The organism is Iamia sp. SCSIO 61187, assembly GCF_019443745.1.
Classification (GTDB): domain Bacteria; phylum Actinomycetota; class Acidimicrobiia; order Acidimicrobiales; family Iamiaceae; genus Iamia.
The window spans coordinates 1,248,756-1,271,506 of sequence record NZ_CP050948.1 but is presented as its reverse complement, the minus strand read 5'-3'; the positions used below and the strand labels follow the sequence as shown (position 1 = coordinate 1,271,506).

Annotated in this window: 24 protein-coding genes and 1 pseudogene; 17 read left to right on the top strand and 8 right to left on the bottom strand. The window is 75.0% G+C overall.

Features of this window, described 5'->3' with window-relative positions; all coding sequences use genetic code 11:
- Window positions 1-25 precede the first annotated feature (25 nt).
- The 3 genes from rpmB to HC251_RS06220 all read left to right on the top strand — a co-directional run bounded on the left by rpmB (window position 26) and on the right by HC251_RS06220 (window position 2,524).
- On the top strand, window positions 26-241 hold the full coding sequence (rpmB, locus tag HC251_RS06230) for a 50S ribosomal protein L28 (protein ID WP_219944443.1): 216 nt from the start codon (window positions 26-28) through the stop codon (window positions 239-241).
- A 102-nt stretch (window positions 242-343) separates the two neighbouring features.
- Window positions 344-688 carry a hypothetical protein gene (locus tag HC251_RS06225; RefSeq protein ID WP_219944442.1) on the top strand — a complete coding sequence of 115 codons (345 nt, stop codon included), beginning with the start codon at window positions 344-346 and terminating at the stop codon, window positions 686-688.
- A gap of 30 nt (window positions 689-718) precedes the next feature.
- Window positions 719-2,524, top strand: a complete 1,806-nt coding sequence (locus HC251_RS06220) for a phosphoenolpyruvate carboxykinase (GTP) (RefSeq protein ID WP_219944441.1) — start codon at window positions 719-721, stop codon at window positions 2,522-2,524.
- A 45-nt stretch (window positions 2,525-2,569) separates the two neighbouring features.
- On the opposite strand, the gene HC251_RS06215 is transcribed toward HC251_RS06220, so the two are convergent.
- The gene (locus tag HC251_RS06215) at window positions 2,570-2,842 is read right to left on the bottom strand and encodes a hypothetical protein (protein ID WP_219944440.1); all 273 of its coding nucleotides are present in this window, start codon (window positions 2,840-2,842) and stop codon (window positions 2,570-2,572) included.
- Window positions 2,843-2,991: 149 nt separating this feature from the next.
- Between HC251_RS06215 and HC251_RS06210 the strand changes: the two genes are divergently transcribed.
- The gene (locus tag HC251_RS06210) at window positions 2,992-3,228 is read left to right on the top strand and encodes an Lrp/AsnC ligand binding domain-containing protein (protein ID WP_219944439.1); all 237 of its coding nucleotides are present in this window, start codon (window positions 2,992-2,994) and stop codon (window positions 3,226-3,228) included.
- A 72-nt stretch (window positions 3,229-3,300) separates the two neighbouring features.
- Window positions 3,301-3,771, top strand: a complete 471-nt coding sequence (locus tag HC251_RS06205; RefSeq protein WP_219944438.1) for a C40 family peptidase — start codon at window positions 3,301-3,303, stop codon at window positions 3,769-3,771.
- 159 nt (window positions 3,772-3,930) lie between these two features.
- Here the strand turns inward: HC251_RS06205 and HC251_RS06200 are convergent, their stop codons facing one another.
- The 5 genes from HC251_RS06200 to HC251_RS06180 form a co-directional block, all read right to left on the bottom strand.
- The gene (locus HC251_RS06200) at window positions 3,931-5,268 is read right to left on the bottom strand and encodes a serine hydrolase (RefSeq protein ID WP_219944437.1); all 1,338 of its coding nucleotides are present in this window, start codon (window positions 5,266-5,268) and stop codon (window positions 3,931-3,933) included.
- A gap of 49 nt (window positions 5,269-5,317) precedes the next feature.
- Window positions 5,318-5,692, bottom strand: a complete 375-nt coding sequence (locus tag HC251_RS06195) for a hypothetical protein (RefSeq protein ID WP_219944436.1) — start codon at window positions 5,690-5,692, stop codon at window positions 5,318-5,320.
- A gap of 14 nt (window positions 5,693-5,706) precedes the next feature.
- Window positions 5,707-6,042 (bottom strand): antibiotic biosynthesis monooxygenase, encoded by a 336-nt coding sequence (locus tag HC251_RS06190; RefSeq protein ID WP_219944435.1) that lies wholly within the window; start codon window positions 6,040-6,042, stop codon window positions 5,707-5,709.
- A gap of 115 nt (window positions 6,043-6,157) precedes the next feature.
- On the bottom strand, window positions 6,158-7,504 hold the full coding sequence (locus HC251_RS06185) for a cell wall metabolism sensor histidine kinase WalK (RefSeq protein WP_219944434.1): 1,347 nt from the start codon (window positions 7,502-7,504) through the stop codon (window positions 6,158-6,160).
- Window positions 7,505-7,545: 41 nt separating this feature from the next.
- Window positions 7,546-8,289, bottom strand: a complete 744-nt coding sequence (locus tag HC251_RS06180) for a response regulator transcription factor (RefSeq protein ID WP_219944433.1) — start codon at window positions 8,287-8,289, stop codon at window positions 7,546-7,548.
- Window positions 8,290-8,449: 160 nt separating this feature from the next.
- Here HC251_RS06180 and HC251_RS06175 point away from each other — a divergent pair.
- From HC251_RS06175 to HC251_RS06165, 3 genes and pseudogenes are all read left to right on the top strand, one after another.
- Window positions 8,450-9,445 (top strand): annotated as a pseudogene (locus tag HC251_RS06175) (AAA family ATPase); the annotation flags it as partial.
- A gap of 385 nt (window positions 9,446-9,830) precedes the next feature.
- Complete coding sequence (locus tag HC251_RS06170) at window positions 9,831-10,769, top strand: DUF58 domain-containing protein (protein ID WP_219944431.1); 939 nt, start codon at window positions 9,831-9,833, stop codon at window positions 10,767-10,769.
- Window positions 10,766-11,749 (top strand): VWA domain-containing protein, encoded by a 984-nt coding sequence (locus HC251_RS06165; protein WP_219944430.1) that lies wholly within the window; start codon window positions 10,766-10,768, stop codon window positions 11,747-11,749. The genes HC251_RS06170 and HC251_RS06165 overlap by 4 nt, the downstream gene beginning before the upstream one ends.
- Here HC251_RS06165 and HC251_RS06160 read toward each other — a convergent pair.
- Window positions 11,733-12,866, bottom strand: a complete 1,134-nt coding sequence (locus tag HC251_RS06160; protein ID WP_219944429.1) for an HPP family protein — start codon at window positions 12,864-12,866, stop codon at window positions 11,733-11,735. The two genes, HC251_RS06165 and HC251_RS06160, sit on opposite strands and share 17 nt — an antisense overlap.
- 74 nt (window positions 12,867-12,940) lie before the next feature.
- Between HC251_RS06160 and pyk the strand changes: the two genes are divergently transcribed.
- Entirely contained in the window at window positions 12,941-14,371 is a 1,431-nt protein-coding gene (pyk, locus tag HC251_RS06155; RefSeq protein WP_219944428.1) for a pyruvate kinase, read from the top strand.
- Window positions 14,372-14,454: 83 nt separating this feature from the next.
- On the opposite strand, the gene HC251_RS06150 is transcribed toward pyk, so the two are convergent.
- Entirely contained in the window at window positions 14,455-15,456 is a 1,002-nt protein-coding gene (locus HC251_RS06150; protein WP_219944427.1) for a hypothetical protein, read from the bottom strand.
- A gap of 219 nt (window positions 15,457-15,675) precedes the next feature.
- Between HC251_RS06150 and HC251_RS06145 the strand changes: the two genes are divergently transcribed.
- The 8 genes from HC251_RS06145 (at window position 15,676) to fabI (ending at window position 22,727) form a co-directional block, all read left to right on the top strand.
- Complete coding sequence (locus HC251_RS06145; protein WP_219944426.1) at window positions 15,676-16,668, top strand: ACP S-malonyltransferase; 993 nt, start codon at window positions 15,676-15,678, stop codon at window positions 16,666-16,668.
- Window positions 16,665-16,949: a hypothetical protein gene (locus tag HC251_RS06140; protein WP_219944425.1), complete on the top strand. Its 285-nt coding sequence runs from the start codon at window positions 16,665-16,667 to the stop codon at window positions 16,947-16,949. The genes HC251_RS06145 and HC251_RS06140 overlap by 4 nt, the downstream gene beginning before the upstream one ends.
- Window positions 16,946-18,016: a beta-ketoacyl-ACP synthase III gene (locus HC251_RS06135; RefSeq protein ID WP_219944424.1), complete on the top strand. Its 1,071-nt coding sequence runs from the start codon at window positions 16,946-16,948 to the stop codon at window positions 18,014-18,016. The genes HC251_RS06140 and HC251_RS06135 overlap by 4 nt, the downstream gene beginning before the upstream one ends.
- Complete coding sequence (gene fabG / locus HC251_RS06130; RefSeq protein ID WP_219944423.1) at window positions 18,013-18,786, top strand: 3-oxoacyl-ACP reductase FabG; 774 nt, start codon at window positions 18,013-18,015, stop codon at window positions 18,784-18,786. The genes HC251_RS06135 and fabG overlap by 4 nt, the downstream gene beginning before the upstream one ends.
- A gap of 92 nt (window positions 18,787-18,878) precedes the next feature.
- Window positions 18,879-19,136: an acyl carrier protein gene (locus HC251_RS06125; protein WP_219944422.1), complete on the top strand. Its 258-nt coding sequence runs from the start codon at window positions 18,879-18,881 to the stop codon at window positions 19,134-19,136.
- Window positions 19,133-20,380 (top strand): beta-ketoacyl synthase, encoded by a 1,248-nt coding sequence (locus HC251_RS06120; RefSeq protein ID WP_255566616.1) that lies wholly within the window; start codon window positions 19,133-19,135, stop codon window positions 20,378-20,380. Before HC251_RS06125 ends, HC251_RS06120 begins: the two co-directional genes overlap by 4 nt.
- A gap of 1 nt (window position 20,381) precedes the next feature.
- Window positions 20,382-21,938: an acyl-CoA carboxylase subunit beta gene (locus HC251_RS06115; protein ID WP_219944421.1), complete on the top strand. Its 1,557-nt coding sequence runs from the start codon at window positions 20,382-20,384 to the stop codon at window positions 21,936-21,938.
- Window positions 21,939-21,956: 18 nt separating this feature from the next.
- A complete protein-coding gene (gene fabI / locus HC251_RS06110) occupies window positions 21,957-22,727 on the top strand; it encodes an enoyl-ACP reductase FabI (RefSeq protein ID WP_219944420.1) in 771 nt (256 codons plus the stop codon).
- The last annotated feature ends 24 nt before the right edge of the window (window positions 22,728-22,751 follow it).

Genomic DNA, 22,751 nt, shown 5'->3' with positions numbered 1-22,751 from the left:
ACGACGAGTAGAGGTTCCTGGAACGATGGCATCGACGTGTGAGGTCTGCGGCAAGAAGCCGTCGTTCGGCATGAGCGTCAGCCACTCGCACCGGCGCACCAAGCGCCGCTGGAACCCGAACATCCAGCGGGTGCGGGCCGTCGTCGGCGGGACCACGAAGCGGATCGACGTGTGCACCAGCTGCATCCGGGCCGGCAAGATCACCAAGGCCTCTCGGATCAAGCGCCCGGTCGAGGCCTGAGCCGCACGGCACGTTGCTCCGCATGGAAGGTCGGCCTAACAACCCGGTAGCCTGGGTGCGGTCGGCATCGAGCCGACATGAGGTGAGGCCCACGTGCAAGGCGTGATCAAGTCCTACGATCCCGGCAGCGGCGACGGTGTCGTCATGCGCGACACCGACCTGAGCGAGGTCGACCTCGCCCGCGGCGCCCTGGAGGGCTCCGTGTTCCGCATGCTGCGCCAGGGCCAGCGGGTCGTGTTCGACCTCGACGGCGAGGGGAGGGCCACCGCCCTCCGACTCGGGTCGGAGGTCGACATGGGCACGCCGGGGTTCCCCCGCGCCGGCACCCCCGTGGAGCCCCTGCCCGCCGGCGCCCTGCCCGACGATCCCCGACCCAGCGCCCTCGTCGACACCGACGAGGCCGCCGACACCACTCCCACCAAGGTGGCGGACGACCCCTCGTCCTGAAGCCACCTCCGACCCCTGGAGACCAGAACGATGACCGCCACCACCGGCAACCAGAAGCTCAAGGACTGGGTCGAGGAGTGGAAGGGGGTCTTCGGGGCCGCCGACGTCCACTGGTGCGACGGCTCGGCCGAGGAGTACGACCGCCTCTGCGCCGAGCTGGTGGCCGGGGGCACCTTCACCTCGCTGGACGAGGCCAAGCGGCCCAACAGCTACCTCGCCCTGTCGGACCCGGGCGACGTCGCCCGGGTCGAGGACCGGACGTTCATCTGCTCCGAGGAGGAGATCGACGCCGGCCCCACCAACAACTGGCGGGCGCCCGACCAGATGAAGGCCGAGCTGCTCGAGCACTTCACCGGGTCGATGAAGGGCCGCACCATGTACGTGGTGCCCTTCTCGATGGGCCCCCTCGGCTCCCCCATCGCCCACATCGGCGTCCAGCTCACCGACTCGCCGTACGTCGCGGTGAACATGCGGATCATGACCCGCATGGGCCAGGGCGCCCTCGACGTCCTCGGCGACGGTGACTGGGTGCGCTGCCTGCACTCGGTCGGCTACCCGCTCGAGCTCCCCGACGGCTCGACCCGCCCCGACGTGGCCTGGCCCTGCGACGCCGACAACAAGTACATCTCGCACTTCCCGGCGACCAACGAGATCTGGAGCTACGGCTCGGGCTACGGCGGCAACGCCCTGCTGGGCAAGAAGTGCTTCGCCCTGCGCATCGCCAGCACCATGGCCCGCGACGAGGGCTGGATGGCCGAGCACATGCTCATCGTGGGGATCACCAACCCCGAGGGCGTGAAGCGCTACATCGCCGCCGCCTTCCCGTCGGCCTGCGGCAAGACCAACATGGCCATGCTGATCCCGACCCTCCCGGGCTGGACCTGCGAGACCGTCGGTGACGACATCGCCTGGATGAAGCACGGCGACGACGGTCGCCTCTACGCCATCAACCCCGAGGCCGGCTTCTTCGGAGTCGCCCCCGGCACCGGGCACAAGACCAACCACAACGCGGTCGAGACCCTCCACGCCAACTGCATCTACACCAACGTGGCCCTGACCGACGACGGCGACGTCTGGTGGGAGGGCCTCACCGAGGATCCCCCGGCCCACGCCATCGACTGGAAGGGCAACGACTGGACCCCCGAGTCCTCGACCCCGGCCGCCCACCCCAACGCCCGGTTCACGGCGCCGGCGGCGCAGTGCCCGTCGATCGCCCCCGAGTGGGAGGACCCGAAGGGCGTGCCGATCTCGGCCATCCTCTTCGGTGGCCGCCGGGCCACCAACGTCCCGCTGGTGACCGAGGCCTACGACTGGCAGCACGGCACGTTCCTGGGCTCGATCATGAGCTCGGAGAAGACGGCGGCGGCCGCCGGCACCATCGGCGAGGTCCGCTTCGACCCCTTCGCCATGCTGCCGTTCATGGGCTACAACGCCGGCGACTACATGAAGCACTGGCTCGCCATGGGCGAGGCCACCGACGAGGACAAGCGGCCGGCGCTGTTCTGGGTCAACTGGTTCCGCAAGGGCGAGGACGGGTCGTTCCTGTGGCCCGGCTTCGGTGACAACAGCCGGGTCCTGAAGTGGGTCTTCGAGCGCCTCGAGGGCACCGCCGAGGCCGTCGACACCGCCATCGGGCGGGTGCCGGCACCGGGGTCGCTCGACACCAGCGGCCTCGACGTCGACGACGCCACCATGGCCGAGCTGCTCAAGGTCGACAACGAGGCCTGGAGGGGCGAGATCCCCCTCATCGAGGAGCACTTCGCCTTCATCGGCGAGCGGCTGCCCGGAGAGATGGCCGACGAGCTCCGCGAGCTCGAGAAGCGCCTCGCCGACTGACGATCCGACCGAGGGCCGCCCGGCGCCGGGCGGCCCTCGTCGCGCCTAGCGGGAGGGCGGGAGCCCGCCCGTCAGCAGCCCCCGCACCTGGAGGGCGACGACGACCTGGCAGATCTCCGTCAGGTAGTCGGCCCGGGCCAGCTCGCCCTGCTCGTGGCGCACCCGCACGTCGTGGAGCACCGCCTCGGCCAGGCAGTCGACCAGCCGGGCGAAGACCTTGTCGCCGACGCCCATCCCGGCGGCGACGAGCGGCAGCATGCTGAGCACGTCGTCGAGCTCGGCGTCGAGAGCCGCGGGGAGCGTCGAGGTGTCGGCCACGCAGGGAGGTTCGACACCGACCGCCCGTGGTCCTGGCCGGGTCCCGGGCCGGTCGCCCGATCGGGCGAGGCCGGGCCGCCGGGACCCCGCCGGGCCGGCCGGCCACCGTCCCTGTACGATCGCCCCGCTCCCGAGACCCAGGAGGCCCCGTGGCCGTCAGCGCCTACATCCTGATCCAGACCGAGGTCGGCAAGGCGGCCCAGGTCGCCGAGGAGGTCGCCGAGATCGCCGGCATCACCTCGGCCGAGGGGGTGACGGGGAGCTACGACGTGATCGCCCGGGCCGAGGCCGACACCGTCGACGACCTCGGGAAGATGGTCGTCTCCCGCGTGCAGCTGGTGGCCGGCATCACCCGCACGGTCACCTGTCCCGTGGTCCACCTCTAGCCGACTGGCATCCACATTGCGATCCCGTTACGGTTCGTCATCGAATCGTCATCTACTCCTCGGGATCCCTCTGTGCTCGCACGTAGCCGCGCCGTCGCCGCCACCGCCGTCCTCGCCGTCCTCCTCGCCGCCGCGTCCCTCGCCGGCTGCACCCCCGGCCAGAGCGCGGTGGACCACGCCCGCCAGCAGATCGGCCGGCCCTACACCTACGGCGGCTCGAGCCCCGGCACCGGGTTCGACTGCTCCGGGCTGACCTCCTACGCCTGGCGCCAGGCCGGCGTCACCACCATGCCCCGCACCTCCCGGGACCAGCACCGCTGGGCCGAGCGGATCGGTCGCGACCAGCTCCAGCCCGGCGACCTCGTCTTCTACAGCTCCGGCGGCCCGGGCGGGACCGTCAGCCACGTCGCCCTCTACGCCGGCGACGGACGGATCATCCACGCGCCGAGCAGCGGCCAGACCGTCACCGAGGCGTCGCTCGCCTCCTGGTGGACCAGCAACCTCGTCGGCTTCGGCCGGGTCCCCGCCTCGGCCCTGCCCTAGCCACCGCCTCGGGTCCCCGTCCCCCCGGGGGACCCGGGCCGCCGGCGCCCGGGGGCCGAGCAACGACGCTCCGCCCCCGGCGTCGGCCCACCTCCCGTCTCGTCCTGACACGGCCACGGCGGGGCGCCCACGCCCCCTCGCCGCGCCGTGACGGGCCGTTCAGTCGTCGATGCGGGGGGCGCGGCGGCCGCCGAGCTGGAGCCAGCCCTCGCCCAGCCGGAGGAGGCGGGCCACGCCGCTGCCGTCCACGCTCACGGCGTCGCGCGGGCCGGTGAGGGCGAAGGTGGCGGGCGGGTCCGGCGGCGGCTGCCAGGTGACGTCGGTGCGGGCCTCGGTCGTGACGGCGATCGTCCCGGGGGCGTCCCCGGCGACGACGGTGAGGACGCCGAAGGGGTGGAGGTACCGGCCCTCGACCCGGTCGCCCTCGACCACCGCGTCGGGGTCGGGCTCGGGATCGCGCTCGACGACGCCCGCCACCCGCTCCAGGACGTGGCGCCGCACCGCCTGGACCACCTCGCCGCCGTTGGTGGCGTGGCAGGCGAGGGCGACGACGACGCCCCGCTCGGGCACGACGACGAGGTCGGTCGAGTAGCCCACCGTGAGCCCGCCGTGGTCGATCGTCGTGACGCCGTCGGTGCGGCGCACGGACCAGTCGAGACCGACCGAGGCCACCTGGTCGGCCTCGACCACGGGGGTGTGGAGCCGGGCCCGGGCGGCGGCGTCGAGCAGGACGGTGCCGTCGTCGGCCGCGCCGTCGAGCTGGAACCGCCCCCACCGCAGGAGGTCCTCGACCGAGGCGACCAGGCCGCCGGCCGCCCAGTCGTGGCGGGCCAGCTCCCACCCCGGCTGCCAGCCGGCCCGGCGCAGCACGACGACGTCCTCGCCCACCACCCAGTGGGGGACGGCGACGGAGCGGGTGATGGCGTCGTCGGCGCGGAAGCAGGCGCTCGTCATCCCCAGCGGGCCCAGCAGGCGGCGGCGGGCGACGACGTCGAAGGGGGCGCCCTCGACGGTCGCCACCAGCTCGCCGGCCAGGCTGAAGGCGGCGTTGCTGTAGGAGTAGCCGGCGCCGGGGGCGAAGAGGTGGCGAGCGCCGGCCAGGGCGCTCAGGTGGTCGACCTCGGGGTGGGTGAGGAGGTGGTCGCCGTCGAAGCCCGACCGGTGGCTGAGCAGGTGCTCGACCGTGATGGCCTCGAGGTCGAGCTCCGGCTCCAGCGCGGTGGCCAGGGCGGGCAGGTGGACGGCCACCGGGTCCTCGTAGGCCACCCGGTCCTCGGCCACCAGGAGGGCCACCAGCGCCGAGGTCAGGGTCTTGGAGACCGAGCCGACCTGGAAGAGCGTGTCGGGGCGGAGCGGGGCGTCGGTCTCGACGCTGGTGACGCCGTGGGCGACGACGTGGGTCGCGCCCTCGACCCCGACCGCGGCGGCCAGGCCCGGTCCGCGGTGGGCGGCGACGGTGGCGGCCACCACCTCGCCCAGGTCGTCGGCGATGCTCACGGCGGCGGACCGTACCCCCGGGCGCGGACGGGCGGGCGGGAGCCGACGGTCACCGGTGCAGGACCATGGCCCGGATGCCCAGGCCCATCAGGAACAGGCCGCCCAGCCCGTAGAGCAGGTGCACCTTGTCCCTGATCTGGTTCCGGTAGCTGTAGAGGATCGCCACACCGAACAGCCCGGAGAAGCCGTAGAGGGTGTGGAACTCGGTGGGCTCGACGTCCTCGACGTTCTGGTAGGCGACGCCCAGGGCGACCTGCACGAAGATGGCCACCTGGACCACCGTGGTGAAGACCCAGAGGGCCCGGCCCCGGAGCTCGGGGCGCTGGTGGGCGCCGAGCGCCCACAGCCCGGCCAGCCCGTTGCCGACCACGACGACCCAGGCCCCGACGTCGTGGGCCGAGGCGAGGGCCGAGGCGAGGACCACCGAGGTCGAGGGCGTCAGTCCGCCGCGGGCGTCGAGCCGCCGGCCGGCCTGTAGGCCCAGACCTCGCTGCTGACCGAGACCGGCGGCTTGGCGTCGCCGCCGGCGCGCTCGGAGCTGTCCCGGTGGCCGTGGCCGAAGGCGGGCGAGGCCATCCACGCCTCGAACGACTCCTGGTCCCGCCAGCGGGTCACCACCAGCCACTGGTCGCGGCCGTCGGTGGGCTGGAGCAGCTCGAAGCCCTCGAAGCCCTCCTGTCCGTCGACGGCACCGGCGCGGGCCGCGAAGCGCTTCGCCAGCTCGTCACCGCTGTCGGACGGGACGGTGATGGCGTTGATGATGACGATGCTCATCGGCGCTCCTTGCGTTGGTTGGCGGCACTCGGGCCGGTCGGTGATCTGGGGGTGCGCCGCTGAGGTGCGGCGGCTCCGCCGCGTGAACGATGCCGTGCTTGCTGGTTCGCTTCGCTCACGAGGACGTCGGTTGCTCCTGGTCGGTCGCACGCGGCGACTGATCAGCGGGTCGGTGGGACCGTAGACGGCTCCTCGCCGTGGCGACCAAGGGGGAGCGGCTCGGCGTCGGGTCCGGGTCGGTCGGCACCTCGGGCTCGGGCTCCGCCGCCGGCAGCCACAGGGTGAAGGTCGACCCGCCCCGGTCGTTGTCGACCAGGCGGACCTCGCCGCCGTGGGTCGCGGCGATCTGGCGGACGATGGCCAGCCCCAGCCCGCTGCGCCCCTCGGCCCGGGCCCGCTGCTGGTCGCCCCGCCAGAACCGCTCGAAGACGTGCTCGTGGTCGGCGACGGGGATCCCGGGGCCGCCGTCGTCGACCGCGATCCACGCCCACGGCCCGTCCCGGCCGGCGGCGACCCGGACGGCGGTGCCCTCGGGGGCGAGGCGCACGGCGTTGGCCACCAGGTTGGCCACCGCCTGGCGCAGGGCGATGCGATCGCCGACCACGCCGACCTGCTCCCCCGCGACCGACGGGGCGCCGATGAGGTCGAGGTGGCGGGCCTGGGCGCTGGCCGAGAAGTCGGCCACGGCGTCGGCGACCACCTCGTCGAGGTCGACGGGCCCGACCTCGCGCACCGGCGACCCCTGGCGGGCGTAGGTGAGCAGGTCGTCGACGAGCACGCCCATGCGCAGCGCCGAGCGGTTCACCACCTCGGCCGTGGCCCGGAGGTCGTCCACCGTGGCGTCGGGGTCGTCGAGGGTGACGTCGAGGTTGGTGCGGATGACGGCGAGCGGGTTCCGCAGCTCGTGCGACGCCTCCTGGATGAACCGGCGCTGCTGCTGGAAGGCCTCGTCGAGGCGGCCGAGCATGTCGTCGAAGGTGTCGGCCAGGTCCTTCAGCTCGTCGGGCGGCCCCCGCAGGTGGATGCGGCGGGCCAGGTCGGTCGCCTGGATGTCGCGGGCGACGGCGGTGATCCGGTCGATGGGCGCCAGCACCCGGCCGGCGATCAGCCAGCCCACCCCCAGGCTGGCGACGAACAGCAGCCCGAGGGCCGAGAAGCTGTAGCCCTTGAGCAGCTGGAGGGACCGCCGGTTGACCAGCTCCTCGAAGGTCTCGAGGTCGCTGACCTCGACCCGCTCGATCACCTGGCTCCCGTCGGGCTGGGGCACGACGCGGATCCCCGACCGGGTCTCCGACATGGAGGTCTCGTCGAGGCGGGCGGCCAGGGCGAGGTACAGCCCGGCGACCAGGGTGGCGGCCAGGCCGAAGAGCACGAGCGAGTACATGACGGTGAGGCGGAACCGGATCGAGCCCATCCAGTCGGGCAGGCGAAGGGCGACCTGCTCGATCCGGGCCGTGGTCATGCGGCTCGAGGTGCCCCCGGCGACGGCTCCCTCGGCCCGCGTCACGGCGGGGCCCCGGGGCCGGCAGTGACGCCGTCGGACCCGTCGGCGCCGTGGTCGACCAGCCGGTACCCGCGGCCGACCACCGTCTCGATCAGCGGGGTCTCCCCGTCGACCTGGATCTTGCGGCGCAGCGTCCCGACCGTGACCCGCACGGTGTTGGTGAACGGGTCGGCGTGCTCGTCCCACACGTGCTCGAGGAGCCGCTCCTGGCTCATGACGTGGCCGGGGTGGGCCATGAAGTAGCGGAGGAGGGCGAACTCCTTGGCCGTGAGGTCGAGGCGTCGGTCGCCCCGCCAGGCCTCGAACCGGGCCGCGTCGAGGCGCAGCGGCCCGACCCGGACCTCCGAGGTCGTCCGCCCCGCGTCCCGCCGCAGCAGCGACCGGACCCGCGCCGCCACCTCGGCGAAGGAGAACGGCTTGACCAGGTAGTCGTCGGCGCCCTCGTCGAGCCCGGTGACCCGGTCGTCGACGGCGTCGCGGGCCGTGAGCATCAGGATCCGCGGCGCCCCGACCTCGTCATCGGGGCGCAGGGTCGGGTCGGTGCGGATCTGGCGGCACAGGGTGAGGCCGTCGGTGTCGGGGAGGTTGAGGTCGAGGCAGATCAGGTCGTAGGCGGTCAGCCGCAGCCGCTCGACGGCGGCGGCGCCGTCGTTGGCGACGTCGACGGCGTAGCCCTCGCGGCGCAAACCCCGGGCCAGGGCGTCGGCCAGGTCGACCTCGTCCTCCACGACCAAGAGGCGCATGACACCGAAGGGTACGGCGTCGGCGGCGGCCGACCCCTTCAGGGCGGCGGGCGGGGTCGGAGGACGTGACGTGTCGCAGGGGACGGGGCACCCTCGCCCCGCCGGTCGGCCGGGCCCCGCGGGGCTCTAGCCTGGCTCGGACCACCGACCCGGAGGACCGATGCCCGACAGCCCGTCGCTCGCCAAGCCCAGCAGCCCGCCGACGCCCGCCGAGGCGGCGGCGCTGCTCGACCGGGTCCAGTCCGAGGTCCGGCGGGTGATCGTGGGCCAGGACCGGCCCATCGAGCGGCTGATGGTCGCCCTCCTGGCCAAGGGCCACGTCCTGCTCGAGGGCGTGCCCGGCCTGGCCAAGACGCTCGCCGCCGAGACCCTGTCGCGCACCGTCTCGGGCACCTTCTCCCGCATCCAGTTCACCCCCGACCTCCTCCCCGCCGACGTCATGGGGACCCGGATCTTCCGGGCCAGCCGGGAGGAGTTCGACATCGAGCTGGGTCCGGTGTTCGTCAACTTCCTGCTGGCCGACGAGATCAACCGGGCCCCGGCCAAGGTCCAGTCCGCCCTGCTGGAGGTCATGGCCGAGCGCCAGGTCTCCATCGGCGGCAAGACGTTCCCGGTGCCCGACCCCTTCCTGGTCCTGGCCACCCAGAACCCCATCGAGTCCGAGGGCGTGTACCCCCTCCCCGAGGCCCAGCGCGACCGGTTCCTCATGAAGGTCGTGGTCGACTACCCGACGGCGGGCGAGGAGGTCGACATCGTGTACCGGATGGGCGTGACGCCCCCCGAGGCCGAGCCCGTCGTCACCCTCGAGGACCTCATCGCCCTGCAGGGGTTGGCCGACGCCGTGCGGGTCGACCGGGCCGTGGTCGACTACGCCGTCACCGTGGTGCTGGCCACCCGGTACCCGGCCAACTACGCCCTGTCCGACATCGAGCCGCTGCTCACCTACGGCGGCTCCCCCCGGGCCAGCCTAGGGCTGGTGCGGGCCGGGCGCTGCCTGGCCCTGATGCGGGGCCGCGACCACCTCGTCCCCCAGGACGTCTTCGACGTGGCCCCCGACGTGCTGCGCCACCGGCTCGTCCTGTCCTACGAGGCCCTGGCCCAGGGCGTCACCGCCGACCAGATCCTGGCCCGGGTCCTCTCGACGGTGCCCGCCCCCCGCCAGATCCACGAGGCGAGCCGGGGCGGCTACGGGGCCGACGCCGGCACCGCCTCCTACGACGCCCGCTCCGCCCACCGGCCCGAGGCCGCCGCCTACGCCGACCAGGGTGCGGCGACGGGGACCTACGGCGCCTACGGCCAACCCGGCCCGGGGGCGGCGGCCGGAGCCGGCGGCCCGGGCCCCGCGCCCTACGTGGGCGCCGGCGACCCACCCCCCGGAGTCGACTCGCCCTGGGCCGCCCCGTCCCCCGCCTCCCCCGCCCCGTCCGCCGCCCCCGCCGACGCGCCGGCCGGCACCCCCGGCCCGCCGCCCCCACCGACGGCCGAGCAGGCGTGGCCCCCGCCCGCCGACCGGGCCGAGGGCTGACCGGCGCCCCCCGGCCATGGCCGTCGCCAACGTCCCGCCCCGGGTCAGCCACAGCGATCCCACCGAGGTGCTCCGGCGCCTCGACCTCGTCGTGCGCCGCCGCCTCGACGGCCTCCTCCACGGTGAGTACATGGGCCTGGTGCCCGGCCACGGCACCGAGCAGGGCGAGACCCGGCTCTACAGCCCCGGCGACGACGTGCGCCGCATCGACTGGAACGTCACCGCCCGGATGACCGATCCCCACGTGCGGGAGACCATCGCCGACCGCGAGCTCGAGTGCTGGGTCCTGGCCGACGACTCGCCGTCGCTCGACTTCGGCACGGCCCTGTGCGAGAAGCGCGACCTCGCCGTCTCGGCCGCCGCCGCCGTCGGGTTCCTCACCCACCGCACCGGCAACCGCCTCGGCGCCATCCTGGCCGGGCCCACCGGCCACCAGATCGTCCCCGCCCGCGGGGGCAAGGACCACCTGATGGCGGTCCTGCACCGTCTGGTCTCCGCCGCCCGCCACCCCACCGGCACCACCGACCTCGGTGGGGCCCTCGACAAGCTCGGCGGCGTCGCCCGGCGGCGCGGGCTGATCGTCGTCGTGTCCGACTTCCTCGAGGACCCCGAGCAGTGGCGCCAGCCCCTCGCCCGGCTCGGTGTCCGCCACGAGGTGCTCTGCATCGAGATCGTCGACCCCCGCGAGGTCGAGCTGCCGTCGGTCGGCGTCTTGTCCCTCGTCGACCCGCGCAGCGGGGAGCTCTTCGAGATCCAGACCGCCAACCCCAAGATCCGCGAGCGCTACGCCGCCGCGGCGGCGGCCCAGCGGGGGGCCATCGCCGACGCCATCCGCGCCGGCGGGTCCGACCACCTGCAGCTGCGCACCGATCGCGACTGGCTGCTCGACATCGTGCGCTTCGTGTCCCAGCGGCGCGAGCGCACCCGTGACATCGCCCCCCGGACCACCGCGTGAGAGCACCGATGCTGGCCCTGACCTACCTCGCCCCCGACCGCTTCTGGCTGCTCGTCGTCGTCGCCGCCATGGCGATCGCCTACGTCGTCCTCCAGACCCGGCGCCGCACCTACGCGGTGCGGTTCACCAACCTCGACCTGCTCCAGAGCGTCGCCCCCCGCTCCCCCGGCTGGCGGCGCCACATCCCCGCCATCCTCCTGCTCATGGCCATCACCGCCCTGGTGGTGTCGGTCGCCCGCCCGGCCCGGGAGGAGCGCGTCCCCCGCGAGCGGGCCACGATCATCCTGGCCATCGACACCTCGCTGTCGATGATGGCCGAGGACGTCGACCCGAACCGCCTCGTCGCCGCCCAGGCGGCGGCGACGCAGTTCCTCACGATCATCCCGCCCCAGATCAACGTCGGCCTGGTGAGCTTCAACGGCACGGGCGCGATCCTCGTGCCGCCCACCACCGACCGGGCCCGGGTGCGGACCGCCATCACCACCCTCGAGCTCGACGAGCGGACCGCCATCGGCGAGGCCATCTTCACCTCCCTCCAGGCCATCAAGCAGGCCCCCATCGCCGAGGGCGACGAGGACAACGAGGAGGTCCCGGCCCGGATCGTCCTCATGTCCGACGGCAAGACCACGGTGGGTCGCCCCGACAGCGCCGGCGCCCAGGCCGCGTCCGAGGCCGGTGTCCCCGTCGACACCATCGCCTTCGGCACCGAGAACGGGGTGATCATCCTCCCCGAGGAGCCGGCGCCCGTCCCCGTCGACGTCGACCACGCCGCCCTCGAGGCGATCGCCGACGCCACCGAGGGGCGGGCCTTCCGCGCCGCCACCGAGGGCGAGCTGCGCGAGGTCTACCGCAACATCGGGTCCTCGATCGGCTACGAGATCGAGTTCAACGAGGTCGGTCGGTGGTTCGTCGGCCTCGGGATGACCCTCCTGTTCCTCGGGTCCTGCCTGTCGCTGGTCTGGTTCAGCCGCCTGCCGTAGCCGCCCCACCCTCGATCAGGAGGCGGTGGAGGACGCCGATCAGGTCCGCCCGCGCCACCAGACCGACCAGGCGGTCGTCGTCGTCGAGCACCGGGACGTGGCGGTGGCCGCGCTCGACCATGAGCCCGACCAGGTCGGCCACCGGCGTGTCCTGGTGGACGGTCGCCACGTCGGTCGTCATCAGCCGGTGGACCGGGGTGAGGTCGCCGGCATCGAGGTTGAACAGGTCGACGATGGCGACGATGCCCACGACCCGCCGGTCGTCGTCGACCACCGGGAGGGCCTTGACCCGGTGCTCGTTGATCAGCAGGCGGACCCGGAACAGGCTGTCGCCCGGCGTCACGGTGACGACGTCGGTGCGCATCACGGCGCCGCACCGCAGCCCGCCGAGACGGCGGTCGAGGGCCTGGGCCTCGGCCTCCCGGATCAGGGCGACCACGTCGGCGGGGGCCACGTCGAGGCCCTGGTCGAGGCGAGCCATGGCGGCGGCCACGTCGTCGGTCCCGACCCGGCTGGCCGTGGCAGCGGCGTCGGCGGCGTGCTCGGGCGTCGGGACCGGCGCGGCCGGGGCCACGTGGGGGTAGGCGCGCCCGGTCGCCCGGTGGAACGCCACCGCCACCGCCACCATCACCAGAGAGTTGAGCCCGACCGGCCAGAGGGCGAAGGTGACGCCGTGCCCGGTCACCGCGGCCGGCGCCAGGGCGGCGACGAGGGCGCAGGCACCGCCGGGCGGGTGGAGGCACCGCAGGGCGATCATCACGGCGATGGCGACGCCGACCCCGACGGCGGCGGCCGCCGGGGCGGGGTCGACGACGGCGGCGGCGGCCAGGCCGACCAGGGTCGAGGCCACGTTGCCGACGACCACCGACCACGGCTGGGCCAGCGGGCTGCCGGGCACGCAGTAGAGCAGGACGGCGCTGGCCCCCATGGGTGCGACGATCCAGGGGAGGTCGCCGTCCGCGCCCAGCGCCAGGCGGCCGATCACCGCGGTGAGGAGGATGCCGAGCAGGGCGCCGCCACCGCTGCGCAGCAGGTCGCGCGACCGGGCCGCCGGCTGGGCCGGGAGGAACCCCGACCAGGTCGGGCTGCGGGTGGCGGTCGGGTGGTCGGGCGGCATCGGCATCGTGGCCCGGCGGCGAACAGGCGAAAGGTCCGTCGTGGGCCGGGCGGGGGACCGTCATACTGGACCCAGTGAGCCGTCGCACGAAGATCATCGCCACCATGGGTCCCGCCTCCGAGTCGGAGGCCGTGCTGAAGGACATGGTGGAGGCGGGTGTCGACGTCGTCCGCATCAACCTCTCGCACGGATCCCTCGACGAGGCCATCGACCGGTACCGACGGCTCCGCCGGGTCGAGGCGTCGGTCGGGCGGCCCCTCGGCATCCTCGCCGACCTCCCCGGCCCCAAGGTCCGGGCCGGCACCTTCCCCGACGGCGGGGTCCACCTGGCGACCGAGTCCCTGGTGGTGATGGCGCCGGGCGACGAGCCCAGCACCGCCGAGCGCGTCCACGTCGACTACGCCGGCCTCCTGCAGGACATGCACGGTGGCGACCGCATGGTCTTCGGCGACGGCGGGGTGGTCGTCGAGGTCGTCGACGCCATGGCCGACTCGCTGCGCGTCCGGGTCCTGCACGGGGGGCGGCTGCAGGGCCGCCCCGGCGTGCACATCCCGTCCGAGCGGCTCCGCGTGCCGACCCCCACCCCCCACGACCTGCACCTGCTCGACGCCTTCGTCACCGAGGGCGTCGACATGGTCGCCGTCTCCTTCGTGCGGTCGGCCCACGACATCCGTCGCGTCGGCACCGAGCCGTACCCCGCCGGGCCCCTCGTCATCGCCAAGGTGGAGACCCGGGCCGCGGTCGAGAACCTGGACGGCATCATCGAGGCCGCCGGCGCCGTCATGGTCGCCCGCGGCGACCTCGGGGCCGAGATGCCGATGGAGGAGCTGCCCCACCTCCAGAAGCGGATCATCCACCAGTGCATCGCCGTCGGGAAGCCGGCCATCACGGCCACCCAGATGCTCGAGTCGATGGTCTCGGCGCCCACCCCGACCCGGGCCGAGACCTCCGACATCGCCAACGCCGTCTTCGACGGGTCCAGCGCGGTGATGCTCTCGGGCGAGACCGCCATCGGCCACGACCCGATCCTGGCCGTGGCCACCATGGCCCGCATCGCCGAGCGGGCCGACGAGGAGTTCGACTACGACCTGTGGGCGGCCAAGGTGTCGCGGCTCAACGCCGCCCAGCGGGTGTCGCCCGACGACGTCGTCACCAACTCGATGACCAACGCCGCCTGGCGGGCGGCCTCGGAGAGCGGCGCCACGTCGATCATCTGCATCACCCGCACCGGGTTCACCGTGCGCTCGATCGCCCGGTACCGGCCCCGCTCGCCGATCCTGGGCTTCTCGACCGACCCCCGCACCCTGCGCCAGCTGACCCTCTCGTGGGGGGCGACGCCGGTCGCCCTCCCGGGGCCGTTCGACATCAACCACCAGGTGTCCCAGGCGATCGAGATCGCCCGCACCGAGGGCCACGTCCGCACCGGGGACCTCGTCGCCGTCTTGTCCGGCTCGCCGGACTACAAGGGCGTCGCCACCGACTCGCTCCGCCTCGTCCAGATCTGAGCACCGCCCCGGCGCGGCGGACCGGTGATCAGGTCCCCCGCCGGGGGGAGCTCCGATCACCGGTCCGCAGGTCGGGGTCGGCGTCAGGTGAAGGTGACGTGGACGCCCACGGGGACGGTGAACTGCAGCGGGCTGCCGTACCCGCCCGGCAGGGCGCCGCCCCCTGGCAGCACGAGCGTGCCGCCGATCCAGTAGTCGTTCACGGCGGCGCCGCTGGGACGATCGTCGAGGTCGAACGACCCGTCGTCGAGCCAGGCCGACGCCGAGTAGCTGCAGTTGCCGTACCCGACCTCGGGCTCGGGTGCGTCGAGCTCGGCCTCGCAGATGTCGACGTCCTCGTCGATCTGCGTCAGCTCGACGGCGAGCGAGAGGTGGCGCCCGGTGTCCTGGTCCTGCAGGTCCTGCACGCCCAGGTGGAGCACCCCGCCGTCGGCGTCGCCGGCGGGGTACGGCGCGCCGGGCTGGCCCTCGAACCAGATCTGGGCGCCGTAGTCACCGTCGCCGTAGGGCGCCTCGTGGATGTCGGCCTGGTTGAACACGACCTGGACGTTGCGCTGGAGGGTGGTGAACGACCCCGACCGGTTGGCGATGTGGCCGGCGCCGTCCACCGCCGACACGAAGGCGTCGTAGTGGGTGTCGGCGTCGAGGTCGTCGAAGTCGGCGCTCAGCGAGGTCTGGCCCGCCTCCCCGACGATCTGGCGGTAGTAGCCCGCCCGGCTGACGACGATGCGGATCGTCGCCGGCGTGTCCGTGGTGACCACGAGGCGGGCGTCCGGGCCGCGCCCGTAGGCGACACCGCCGGTGATGCACTGGATCGAGCACCCGACGCCGGCCTTGTAGTCGTCGGCGGCGCCGTGCCTCCCGGCCGCGGTGTCCGGGGCCACGAACGACCCGAGGGCCACCTCGCCCTCCTGGGCGCCGCCGGGTACGGGCGTCGGGGCGTAGGTCCCGGCCCCCGTCCGCCCGCCGTCGTCGCCACCCCCTCCGCCGCCGGCGGCCCAGCTCCCCGTCGCCGCCGCCGGCGTCGCCGCCAGCGCCAGGGCGAGGACGAGCCCCGCCAGCGCGGCGGTGATCCTCGTCGTCATCGTGCTCATGGTCGACCTCCCAGGTCTCGGTGCGTACCGGACCTGACCGGCGGCGGGCGCCGCCCTTACCCGGCGCCGGCGGGGGGAGGTCACCGGCGTGTCTCGGGCGCGTGTCGGGCGCGTGACCTACCGGGCGGTAGCCGTTGTTACCGGTCAGTAGCCGAACCTACCGACGGGTAGCAGGAAACCCTGGGGGCCATGGGCCGGTCACAGTCCCTGATGCCCACTCCCCCGAACCCGTCCGCGCCCGCGGCGTCACCCTCGTCCGACCCGCCGGCCGGAGCGGCCGACGGCGTCGCGGTGACCTTCCCGGGCCAGGGCAGCCAGGTCGCCGGGTTCGGCCGGGCCTGGCGCGACCACCCCGCCTGGGCCGTGGTCGAGCAGGCCGAGGAGGCGTCGGGCCGGGCCCTGGCGCCCCTCCTCCTCGACCCCGACGCCGACCTGTCCCGCACCGAGGACGCCCAGCTCGCCGTGCTCGCCTCGTCGCTCGTCGTCTGGGAGGCGGCCCGGGCCTACATCGGCACACCGGTCGGCTTCGCCGGCCACTCGCTGGGCCAGATCACCGCCCTGGTCGCCGCCGGCGCCGTCGACCCCGCCGACGGGCTCGCCCTGGCCACCACCCGGGCGGCGGTGACCCAGGCCGCCGCCGACGCCGCGCCCGGCGGCCTCGTCGCGCTCCTGGGCGCCACGCCCGAGCAGGCCCGCGACACCGTCGCCCACGTCGACGAGGCCTGGATCGCCAACGACAACGCCCCGGGGCAGATCGTGATCGGCGGCACCGAGACCGGCTTGGCGGCGGCGACGGCGGCCGCCCGCGGCGCCGGCGTGCGCAAGGTCCGGCCCCTCGCGGTGGGCGGAGCCTTCCACACCCCGCTCATGGCCCCGGCGGCGGAGGCCTTCGGGACGGCCGTCGAGGCCGTCACCTTCGCCCCGCTCACGGCGCCGGTCGTGACCAACCACGACGCCCGGGCCCACTTCGCCCGCTCCGGCTGGGCCGAGCGCCTGTCGACCCACCTGGTGCGGCCCGTGCGCTGGCGGGAGACGGTCGACGCCCTCGTCGAGCTGGGCGCCACCCGCCTCGTCGAGCTGGGCCCGGGAACGACGCTGACCGCCCTGGCCAAGCGCTGCCGCGCCGACGTCCAGCCCCTGTCGGCGGCCACGCCCGAGGACGTCGAGGCCCTGCTCCCCGCCCTGTGGGGGGTCGGCCGATGACCGCGTCGGTGCCCCTCGAGGGCGACGACCTCCGCCTGCCGACGCGCCTGATCGTGGCGCCCGAGGCCGGGACCTTCCACCCGCTCCCCCCCGAGACGTGCACCGCCGAGGGCGAGGTCGTCACCACCGGTGTCTCCGTCGGCACGGTCGAGAGCCTCGGGCGCAAGGTCCCGGTGACCAGCGCCTTCGTGGGCTTCTTGATGGGCATGCTCGCCCTCCCCGGCGAGCGGGTGCGGGCCGGGCAGCCCATCGCCTGGCTCCACGTGGTCGACGCCGGATGAGCGGGCTGCCCGTCGCCGAGGCCCCCGTCGCGCCCGTCGGGTCGGCGGCCACCCGGCTCGCCGTGGCCTTCACCGGCTGGGGCGCGACCGTCCCCGGGCCGCCGGTCACCAACGACGACCTGGCCGCCGTGCTCGACACCAGCGACGAGTGGATCGCCACCCGGACCGGCATCCGCGCCCGCCACGTCGCCGGCCCCACCGACACCACGGCCGCCCTGGCCGCCCGCGCCGGCGCCGCCGCCCTGGCCCGGGCCGGGCGCACCGCCGACGAGGTCGACCTGCTGGTGGTGGCGACCACGACACCCGACCGCTCCTGCCCCTCGACCGCGGCCGACGTCGCCGGCCTGCTCGGGACCCGGGCCGCGGCCTGCGACGTCAACGCCGCCTGCGCCGGCTTCGTCGCCGCCCTCCACCTCGCCCTGCCGGCGGTGGCCACCGGCACCAGCCGGGTCGCCCTGGTGGTCGGGGCCGAGCGCATGACGAGCCTCGTCGACCCGACCGATCGCAGCACCGCCGTCCTCTTCGGCGACGGCGCCGGCGCCCTCGTCCTCGAGACCCCGGACCCCACCCGCACCGGGGACGATCCCGGACCCCAGGGCTCCCGGGATCGTCCCCAGATCAGGGGCGGGGGGACACCCGGGCTGCTCAGCTCGGTGCTCGACGGCGACGCCGCCCTCGTCCGCCACCTCGAGGTCCCGGCCGGCGAGCGGTGGCTGCGGATGGACGGGCCCGAGGTCTTCCGGGCCGCCACGCGGGGCCTGACCGACTCGGGGGTCGAGGCCCTCCGCCGCGCCGGCGCCACCATCGACGACGTCGCCTGGTTCGTGCCGCACCAGGCCAACCGGCGGATCATCGACGCCGTGGCCGGGCGGCTGGGCCTGGCCGCCGACCGCATCGTCGTGACCCTCGACCGCCACGGCAACACCTCGGCGGCCTCGGTGCCGCTCGCCCTGGCCGAGGCGGCCGACGACGGGCGCCTCCGACCCGGCGACCTCGTCCTCCTCTCCGCCGTGGGCGCCGGGATGACCTGGGGCTCGATGGTGATCCGCTGGGGAGCCGAGCCATGACGACACCCACGACGCCCACGGCCGCCGACGACGCCCGGGTGGCCCTGGTCACCGGGGGCTCGGGCGCCATCGGCGCCGCCTCGGCCCGGGCCCTCGCCGCCGACGGCCGGGCCGTCGCCGTCGGCTACCGGGGCGGCGAGGCGGCGGCCGCGGAGGTCGTCGCCGCCATCGAGGCCGCCGGCGGGCGGGCCATCGCCGTCGCCCTCGACGTCACCGACGCCGCCTCCGTCGCCGCAGCCGTCGCCGCCACCACCGACGCCCTCGGCGCCCCGACCATCGTCGTGGCCAACGCCGGCGTCACCGACGACGGCCTCTTCGTCCGCCTGACGCCCGAGCGCTGGCGCGCCGTCCTCGACGCCAACCTCGACGGCGCCTACCGCACCCTGAAGGCGGTGGTGCCCGGGATGATGAAGGCCCGCTTCGGCCGCATCGTGACCGTGTCCTCGGTCGGGGCCTACGCCGGCGCCGCCGGCCAGGCCAGCTACGCCGCGTCCAAGGCCGGGCTGATCGGCCTGACCCGGGCCCTCGCCCGCGAGCTGGCGCCCCGGTCGATCACCGCCAACGTCGTGGCGCCGGGCCCGGTGGCCTCGGCCATGACCGACGCCCTGCCCGAGGCCCGCCACGCCGAGCTGGCCGCGACCGTCCCCCTCGGGCGCATGGCGTCCCCCGACGAGGTGGCCGCCGCCATCGCCTTCCTCGCCTCCGACGCGGCCAGCTACGTCACCGGCGCGGTGCTGCCGGTCGACGGCGGCCTCGCCATGGGCCACTGAGCCCGGACCGCCGCCACCCCCTACCCTCCGCCCTGCTGTCCCGTCCTCCCCCCACCCGTCCGCCACCGAACCCCGTACGACAGGAGATCCCCGTGGATCGTGCAACCGTCCTCACCGCCGTCATCGACACCGCCGTCGAGCTGCTGAAGCTGGACCCGGCCACCGTCACCGAGACGTCCACCTGGGCCGAGGACCTCGAGGCCGACAGCCTCGACCTCACCGAGCTGGTCATGGCCCTCGAGGACCGCTTCGAGGTCGAGGTCCCCGAGGAGTCCCTCGAGGGCGTGAAGACCGTCGGCGACGCCGCCGACGTCGTCATGGCCGCGGTGAGCGAGAGCTCGGCCTCGTGACCGCCCGTCGCCGGGTCGCCGTCACCGGCATGGGCGTCGTCTCGCCCGCCGGCACCGACCTGGCCGCGACGATGGCCGGCGTCGTCGCGGCCAAGGCGACGGCCGCCCCCATCACCTTGTTCGACGCGACCAACCTGCCGGTGGGCTTCGCCTGCGAGGTCGCCGAGCTCGACGTCGAGGGGCGCATCGGCGCCCGCGAGGCCCGCCGCATCGACCGCAGCGGGCACCTCGCCCTCATCGCCGCCGCCGACGCCCTCGCCGACGCCGGCCTGGGCGCCGACGACGCCGACCGCAGCCGGGTGGCCGTGGTGGCCGGCTCCGGCGTCGGCGGGCTCACCACGCTCGAGGAGCAGGTGCGCCTGCACGCCGAGCGGGGCCGGGAGAAGGGGCCCCGCCGGGTCAGCCCGATGACCGTGCCGATGATGATGGCCAACGGGCCCGCCGCCCTGGTCAGCATCGCCCACGGGTTCACGGGCCCGTCGTTGTGCGTCGCCACCGCCTGCGCCACCGGCGCCAACGCCATCGGCGAGGCCTCCCGCCTCCTGCGCGACGGCACCGCCGACGTGGCCGTCGCCGGCGCCACCGAGTGCGCCATCACCCCGACGGCGATGTCCGCCTTCGCCAACATGGGCGCGCTCAGCCGCCGCTCCGACGACCCCGGCACCGCCAGCCGGCCCTTCGACGTCGAGCGCGACGGGTTCGTCATGGGCGAGGGCGCCGGGTTCCTGGTGCTCGAGACGTGGGAGCACGCCGTCGGCCGGGGCGCCCGCATCCACGGCGAGCTGCTCGGCTACGGCACCACCTGCGACGCCAGCCACATCACCGCCCCCTCCGAGGACGGGGCGGGCGCCGCAGCGTGCCTGCGGCTGGCCCTCGCCTCGGCCGACCTCGCCCCCGCCGACGTGCGCCACATCAACGCCCACGGCACCTCCACCCCGCTCAACGACGCCGCCGAGGCCCGCGCCATGAGCACCGTGTTCGGCCCCGGCGCAGTGCCGGTCACGTCGACCAAGGGGGTCATGGGCCACCTGATCGGGGCCGCCGGCGCCGTCGAGGCGGTCGTCGCCCTGGCGAGCGCCATCGACGGCGTCGTCCCCCCGGTCGCCGGCACCTCCGAGGTCGACCCCGAGATCGACGCCGACGTGGTCGTCGGGGCGCCGCGCTCGATCGAGCGGGGCCCGGTCGTGTCCACGTCGTTCGCCTTCGGCGGGCACAACGCCGCCGTCGTCCTCGCCCCGGCCTGACGTGACGGCCCCGGTCGCCGCCCCCGACGGCGCCGACGCGCTGCTCGAGGCGGCCGAGGCCGAGCCCGGCGTGGCCACGGCCGTCGAGGCCACCGCGGCCCCGCCGGCGGGCCACGGGACCGCCTCCCGCCGCCCCGCCCGGCGGACCCCCGACCCCACCCGCTCGCTCCCGGAGCCAGGGCTGGACGGCCCGAGCCTCGGGCCCCCGACCGCCATCGGCGCCGACCGCCCCGGCATCGCCGGCGCCGGCCTCATCGAGGTCGACGGGCGGACCGTCTCCTACTTCGAGGTCGGCGGTGGCCGCTGGTCGACCCGCGACGCCGTGGCCGAGGCCGAGGTGGTCGAGCGGGCCCTGCTCCTCGGGGCCGACCTCGGCGTGCCCGTGCTGGGCGTGGTCCACTCGCTCGCCCTCGACCCCGCCGACCTGGCCGGGCTCGCCGTGTGGGGGCGGGTGGCCCGGGCTGCGGTGCGGGCCTCCGGGGCGGTGCCCCTCCTCCTCGCCGTCACCGGCGGCTGCCATGGCGGCCTCTCGACCATCCTCGGCCTGGCCGACCACGTCGTGCTCACCCGCGAGGCCAGCGTCTACGTCAACGGTCCCGCGGCGGTGCGGGCCGTCACCGCCGTCGAGGTCACCCCCGACGACCTCGGCGGGGCCGCTGCGCACCACCGCGACACCGGGCTGGCGTCGCTCGTCGCCGACGACCGCGACGACGCCATCGCCGCCCTGGCCGACCTGCTCGCCTACCACCCGTCGTCGTGGGACACGCCGCTGCCGCCGACCCCCTCCACCGACCCGCCCGACCGCCCGTGCCACCGGGCCGCCCGGGTGGTCCCGACGAGCGCCCGGGCGTCCTACGACGTCCGCGACGTCCTCGACGACATCGCCGACGAGGGCAGCGTCCTCGAGGTCCGGGCCGGCCACGCCCCCAACGTCGTCACCGCCTTCGCCCGCCTGGGCGGGCGGCCGGTGGCCGTCGTCGCCAACCAGCCCCAGGTCCGGGCGGGCACGCTCGACATCGCCGCCGGGTCGAAGGCGGCCCGCCACGTGCAGGCCGCCGACGCCGCCGGCATCCCGCTGCTCACCCTGGTCGACACCCCGGGCTTCGAGCCGGGCAAGGACCTCGAGTGGCGGGGGATGATCCGCCACGGCGCCGAGCTGGTGCACGCCTACTGCGCCGCCACCGTGCCCCGGGTGTGCGTGGTGCTGCGGAAGTCCTACGGCGGCGCCTACATCGTCATGGACTCCCGCGACATCGGGAGCGACCTGGTCCTCGCCTGGCCCACGGCCGAGATCGCGGTGATGGGCGCACCCGGCGCCGTCGCCATCTTGAACCGGCGCGAGATCGCCGCCTCCGACGACCCCGAGGCCACCCGGGCCGAGCTGATCGCCGACTACGAGGCCCGGTTCTGCACCCCGGCCGTCGCCGCCGAGCGGGGCTACGTCGACCAGGTCATCGCCCCCGAGCACACCCGGGCCCACCTCGTCGCCGCCTTCGCCCGCCTCGCCCCCAAGCGCCCCCGCCTGGTGGAGCGCCGCCACTCCGTCTCCCCGTGCTGACCCTCGAAAGGCCCACCCGTGCTCCTCGCTGACCGGACCGTGCTCGTCACCGGCGTCCTCACCCCGTCGTCGATCGCCTTCGGCGTGGCCCGGCTGGCCCAGGAGCAGGGCGCGGACGTCGTCCTGACGTCGTTCGGTCGAGCCCTCAGCGTCACCGAGCGGGCGGCCCGGCGCCTGCCCACCCCGGTCGACGTGCTGGAGCTCGACGTCACCGACGCCGACCACCTCGACCGCCTGGCCACCACCCTGGGCGACCGGTGGGACCGCCTCGACGGGCTCGTCCACGCCGTCGGGTTCGCCCCCGAGGCCTGCCTCGGCCACGACGACGGCCTCCTCGGCGCCGGCTGGGACGACGTCGCCACCGCCCTCCACGTGTCGACCTACTCCTTCGCCTCGCTGGCCCGGGCCGTGCGGCCGCTGCTGCAGCGAGGGTCGAGCGTCGTCGGCCTCGACTTCGACGCCTCGGTGGCGTGGCCGGCCTACGACTGGATGGGCGTGGCCAAGGCCGGGCTGGAGTCGGCCTCCCGCTACCTCGCCCGCGACCTCGGTCCCGACGGAATCCGGGTCAACCTGGTCGCCGCCGGGCCGCTCAAGACCGTCGCCGCCCGCAGCATCCCCGGGTTCGAGAAGCTGTCGGGCCCGTGGGTCGAGAAGGCCCCGCTCGGCTGGGACATCGGCGACCCCGAGCCCGTCGCCCGCACCGTCGTCGCCCTCCTGTCCGACTGGCTGCCGGCCACCACCGGCGAGATCGTCCACGTCGACGGCGGCGCCCACGCAGTCGGAGGCTGAGTCGCCGCGGTCGGAGTGGGTCTG

Bases quoted from the DNA above. Each gene is read 5' to 3' on its own strand.
- rpmB (WP_219944443.1), top strand. From the start codon at position 26: ATGGCATCGACGTGTGAGGTCTGCGGCAAGAAGCCGTCGTTCGGCATG.
- HC251_RS06220 (WP_219944441.1), top strand. From the start codon at position 719: ATGACCGCCACCACCGGCAACCAGAAGCTCAAGGACTGGGTCGAGGAG.
- HC251_RS06190 (WP_219944435.1), bottom strand. From the start codon at position 6,042: ATGAGCATCGTCATCATCAACGCCATCACCGTCCCGTCCGACAGCGGT.
- HC251_RS06185 (WP_219944434.1), bottom strand. From the start codon at position 7,504: ATGACCACGGCCCGGATCGAGCAGGTCGCCCTTCGCCTGCCCGACTGG.
- HC251_RS06180 (WP_219944433.1), bottom strand. From the start codon at position 8,289: ATGCGCCTCTTGGTCGTGGAGGACGAGGTCGACCTGGCCGACGCCCTG.
- HC251_RS06170 (WP_219944431.1), top strand. From the start codon at position 9,831: ATGGCCGTCGCCAACGTCCCGCCCCGGGTCAGCCACAGCGATCCCACC.
- HC251_RS06160 (WP_219944429.1), bottom strand. From the start codon at position 12,866: ATGCCGCCCGACCACCCGACCGCCACCCGCAGCCCGACCTGGTCGGGG.
- HC251_RS06150 (WP_219944427.1), bottom strand. From the start codon at position 15,456: ATGACGACGAGGATCACCGCCGCGCTGGCGGGGCTCGTCCTCGCCCTG.
- HC251_RS06145 (WP_219944426.1), top strand. From the start codon at position 15,676: ATGCCCACTCCCCCGAACCCGTCCGCGCCCGCGGCGTCACCCTCGTCC.
- HC251_RS06140 (WP_219944425.1), top strand. From the start codon at position 16,665: ATGACCGCGTCGGTGCCCCTCGAGGGCGACGACCTCCGCCTGCCGACG.
- HC251_RS06135 (WP_219944424.1), top strand. From the start codon at position 16,946: ATGAGCGGGCTGCCCGTCGCCGAGGCCCCCGTCGCGCCCGTCGGGTCG.
- fabG (WP_219944423.1), top strand. From the start codon at position 18,013: ATGACGACACCCACGACGCCCACGGCCGCCGACGACGCCCGGGTGGCC.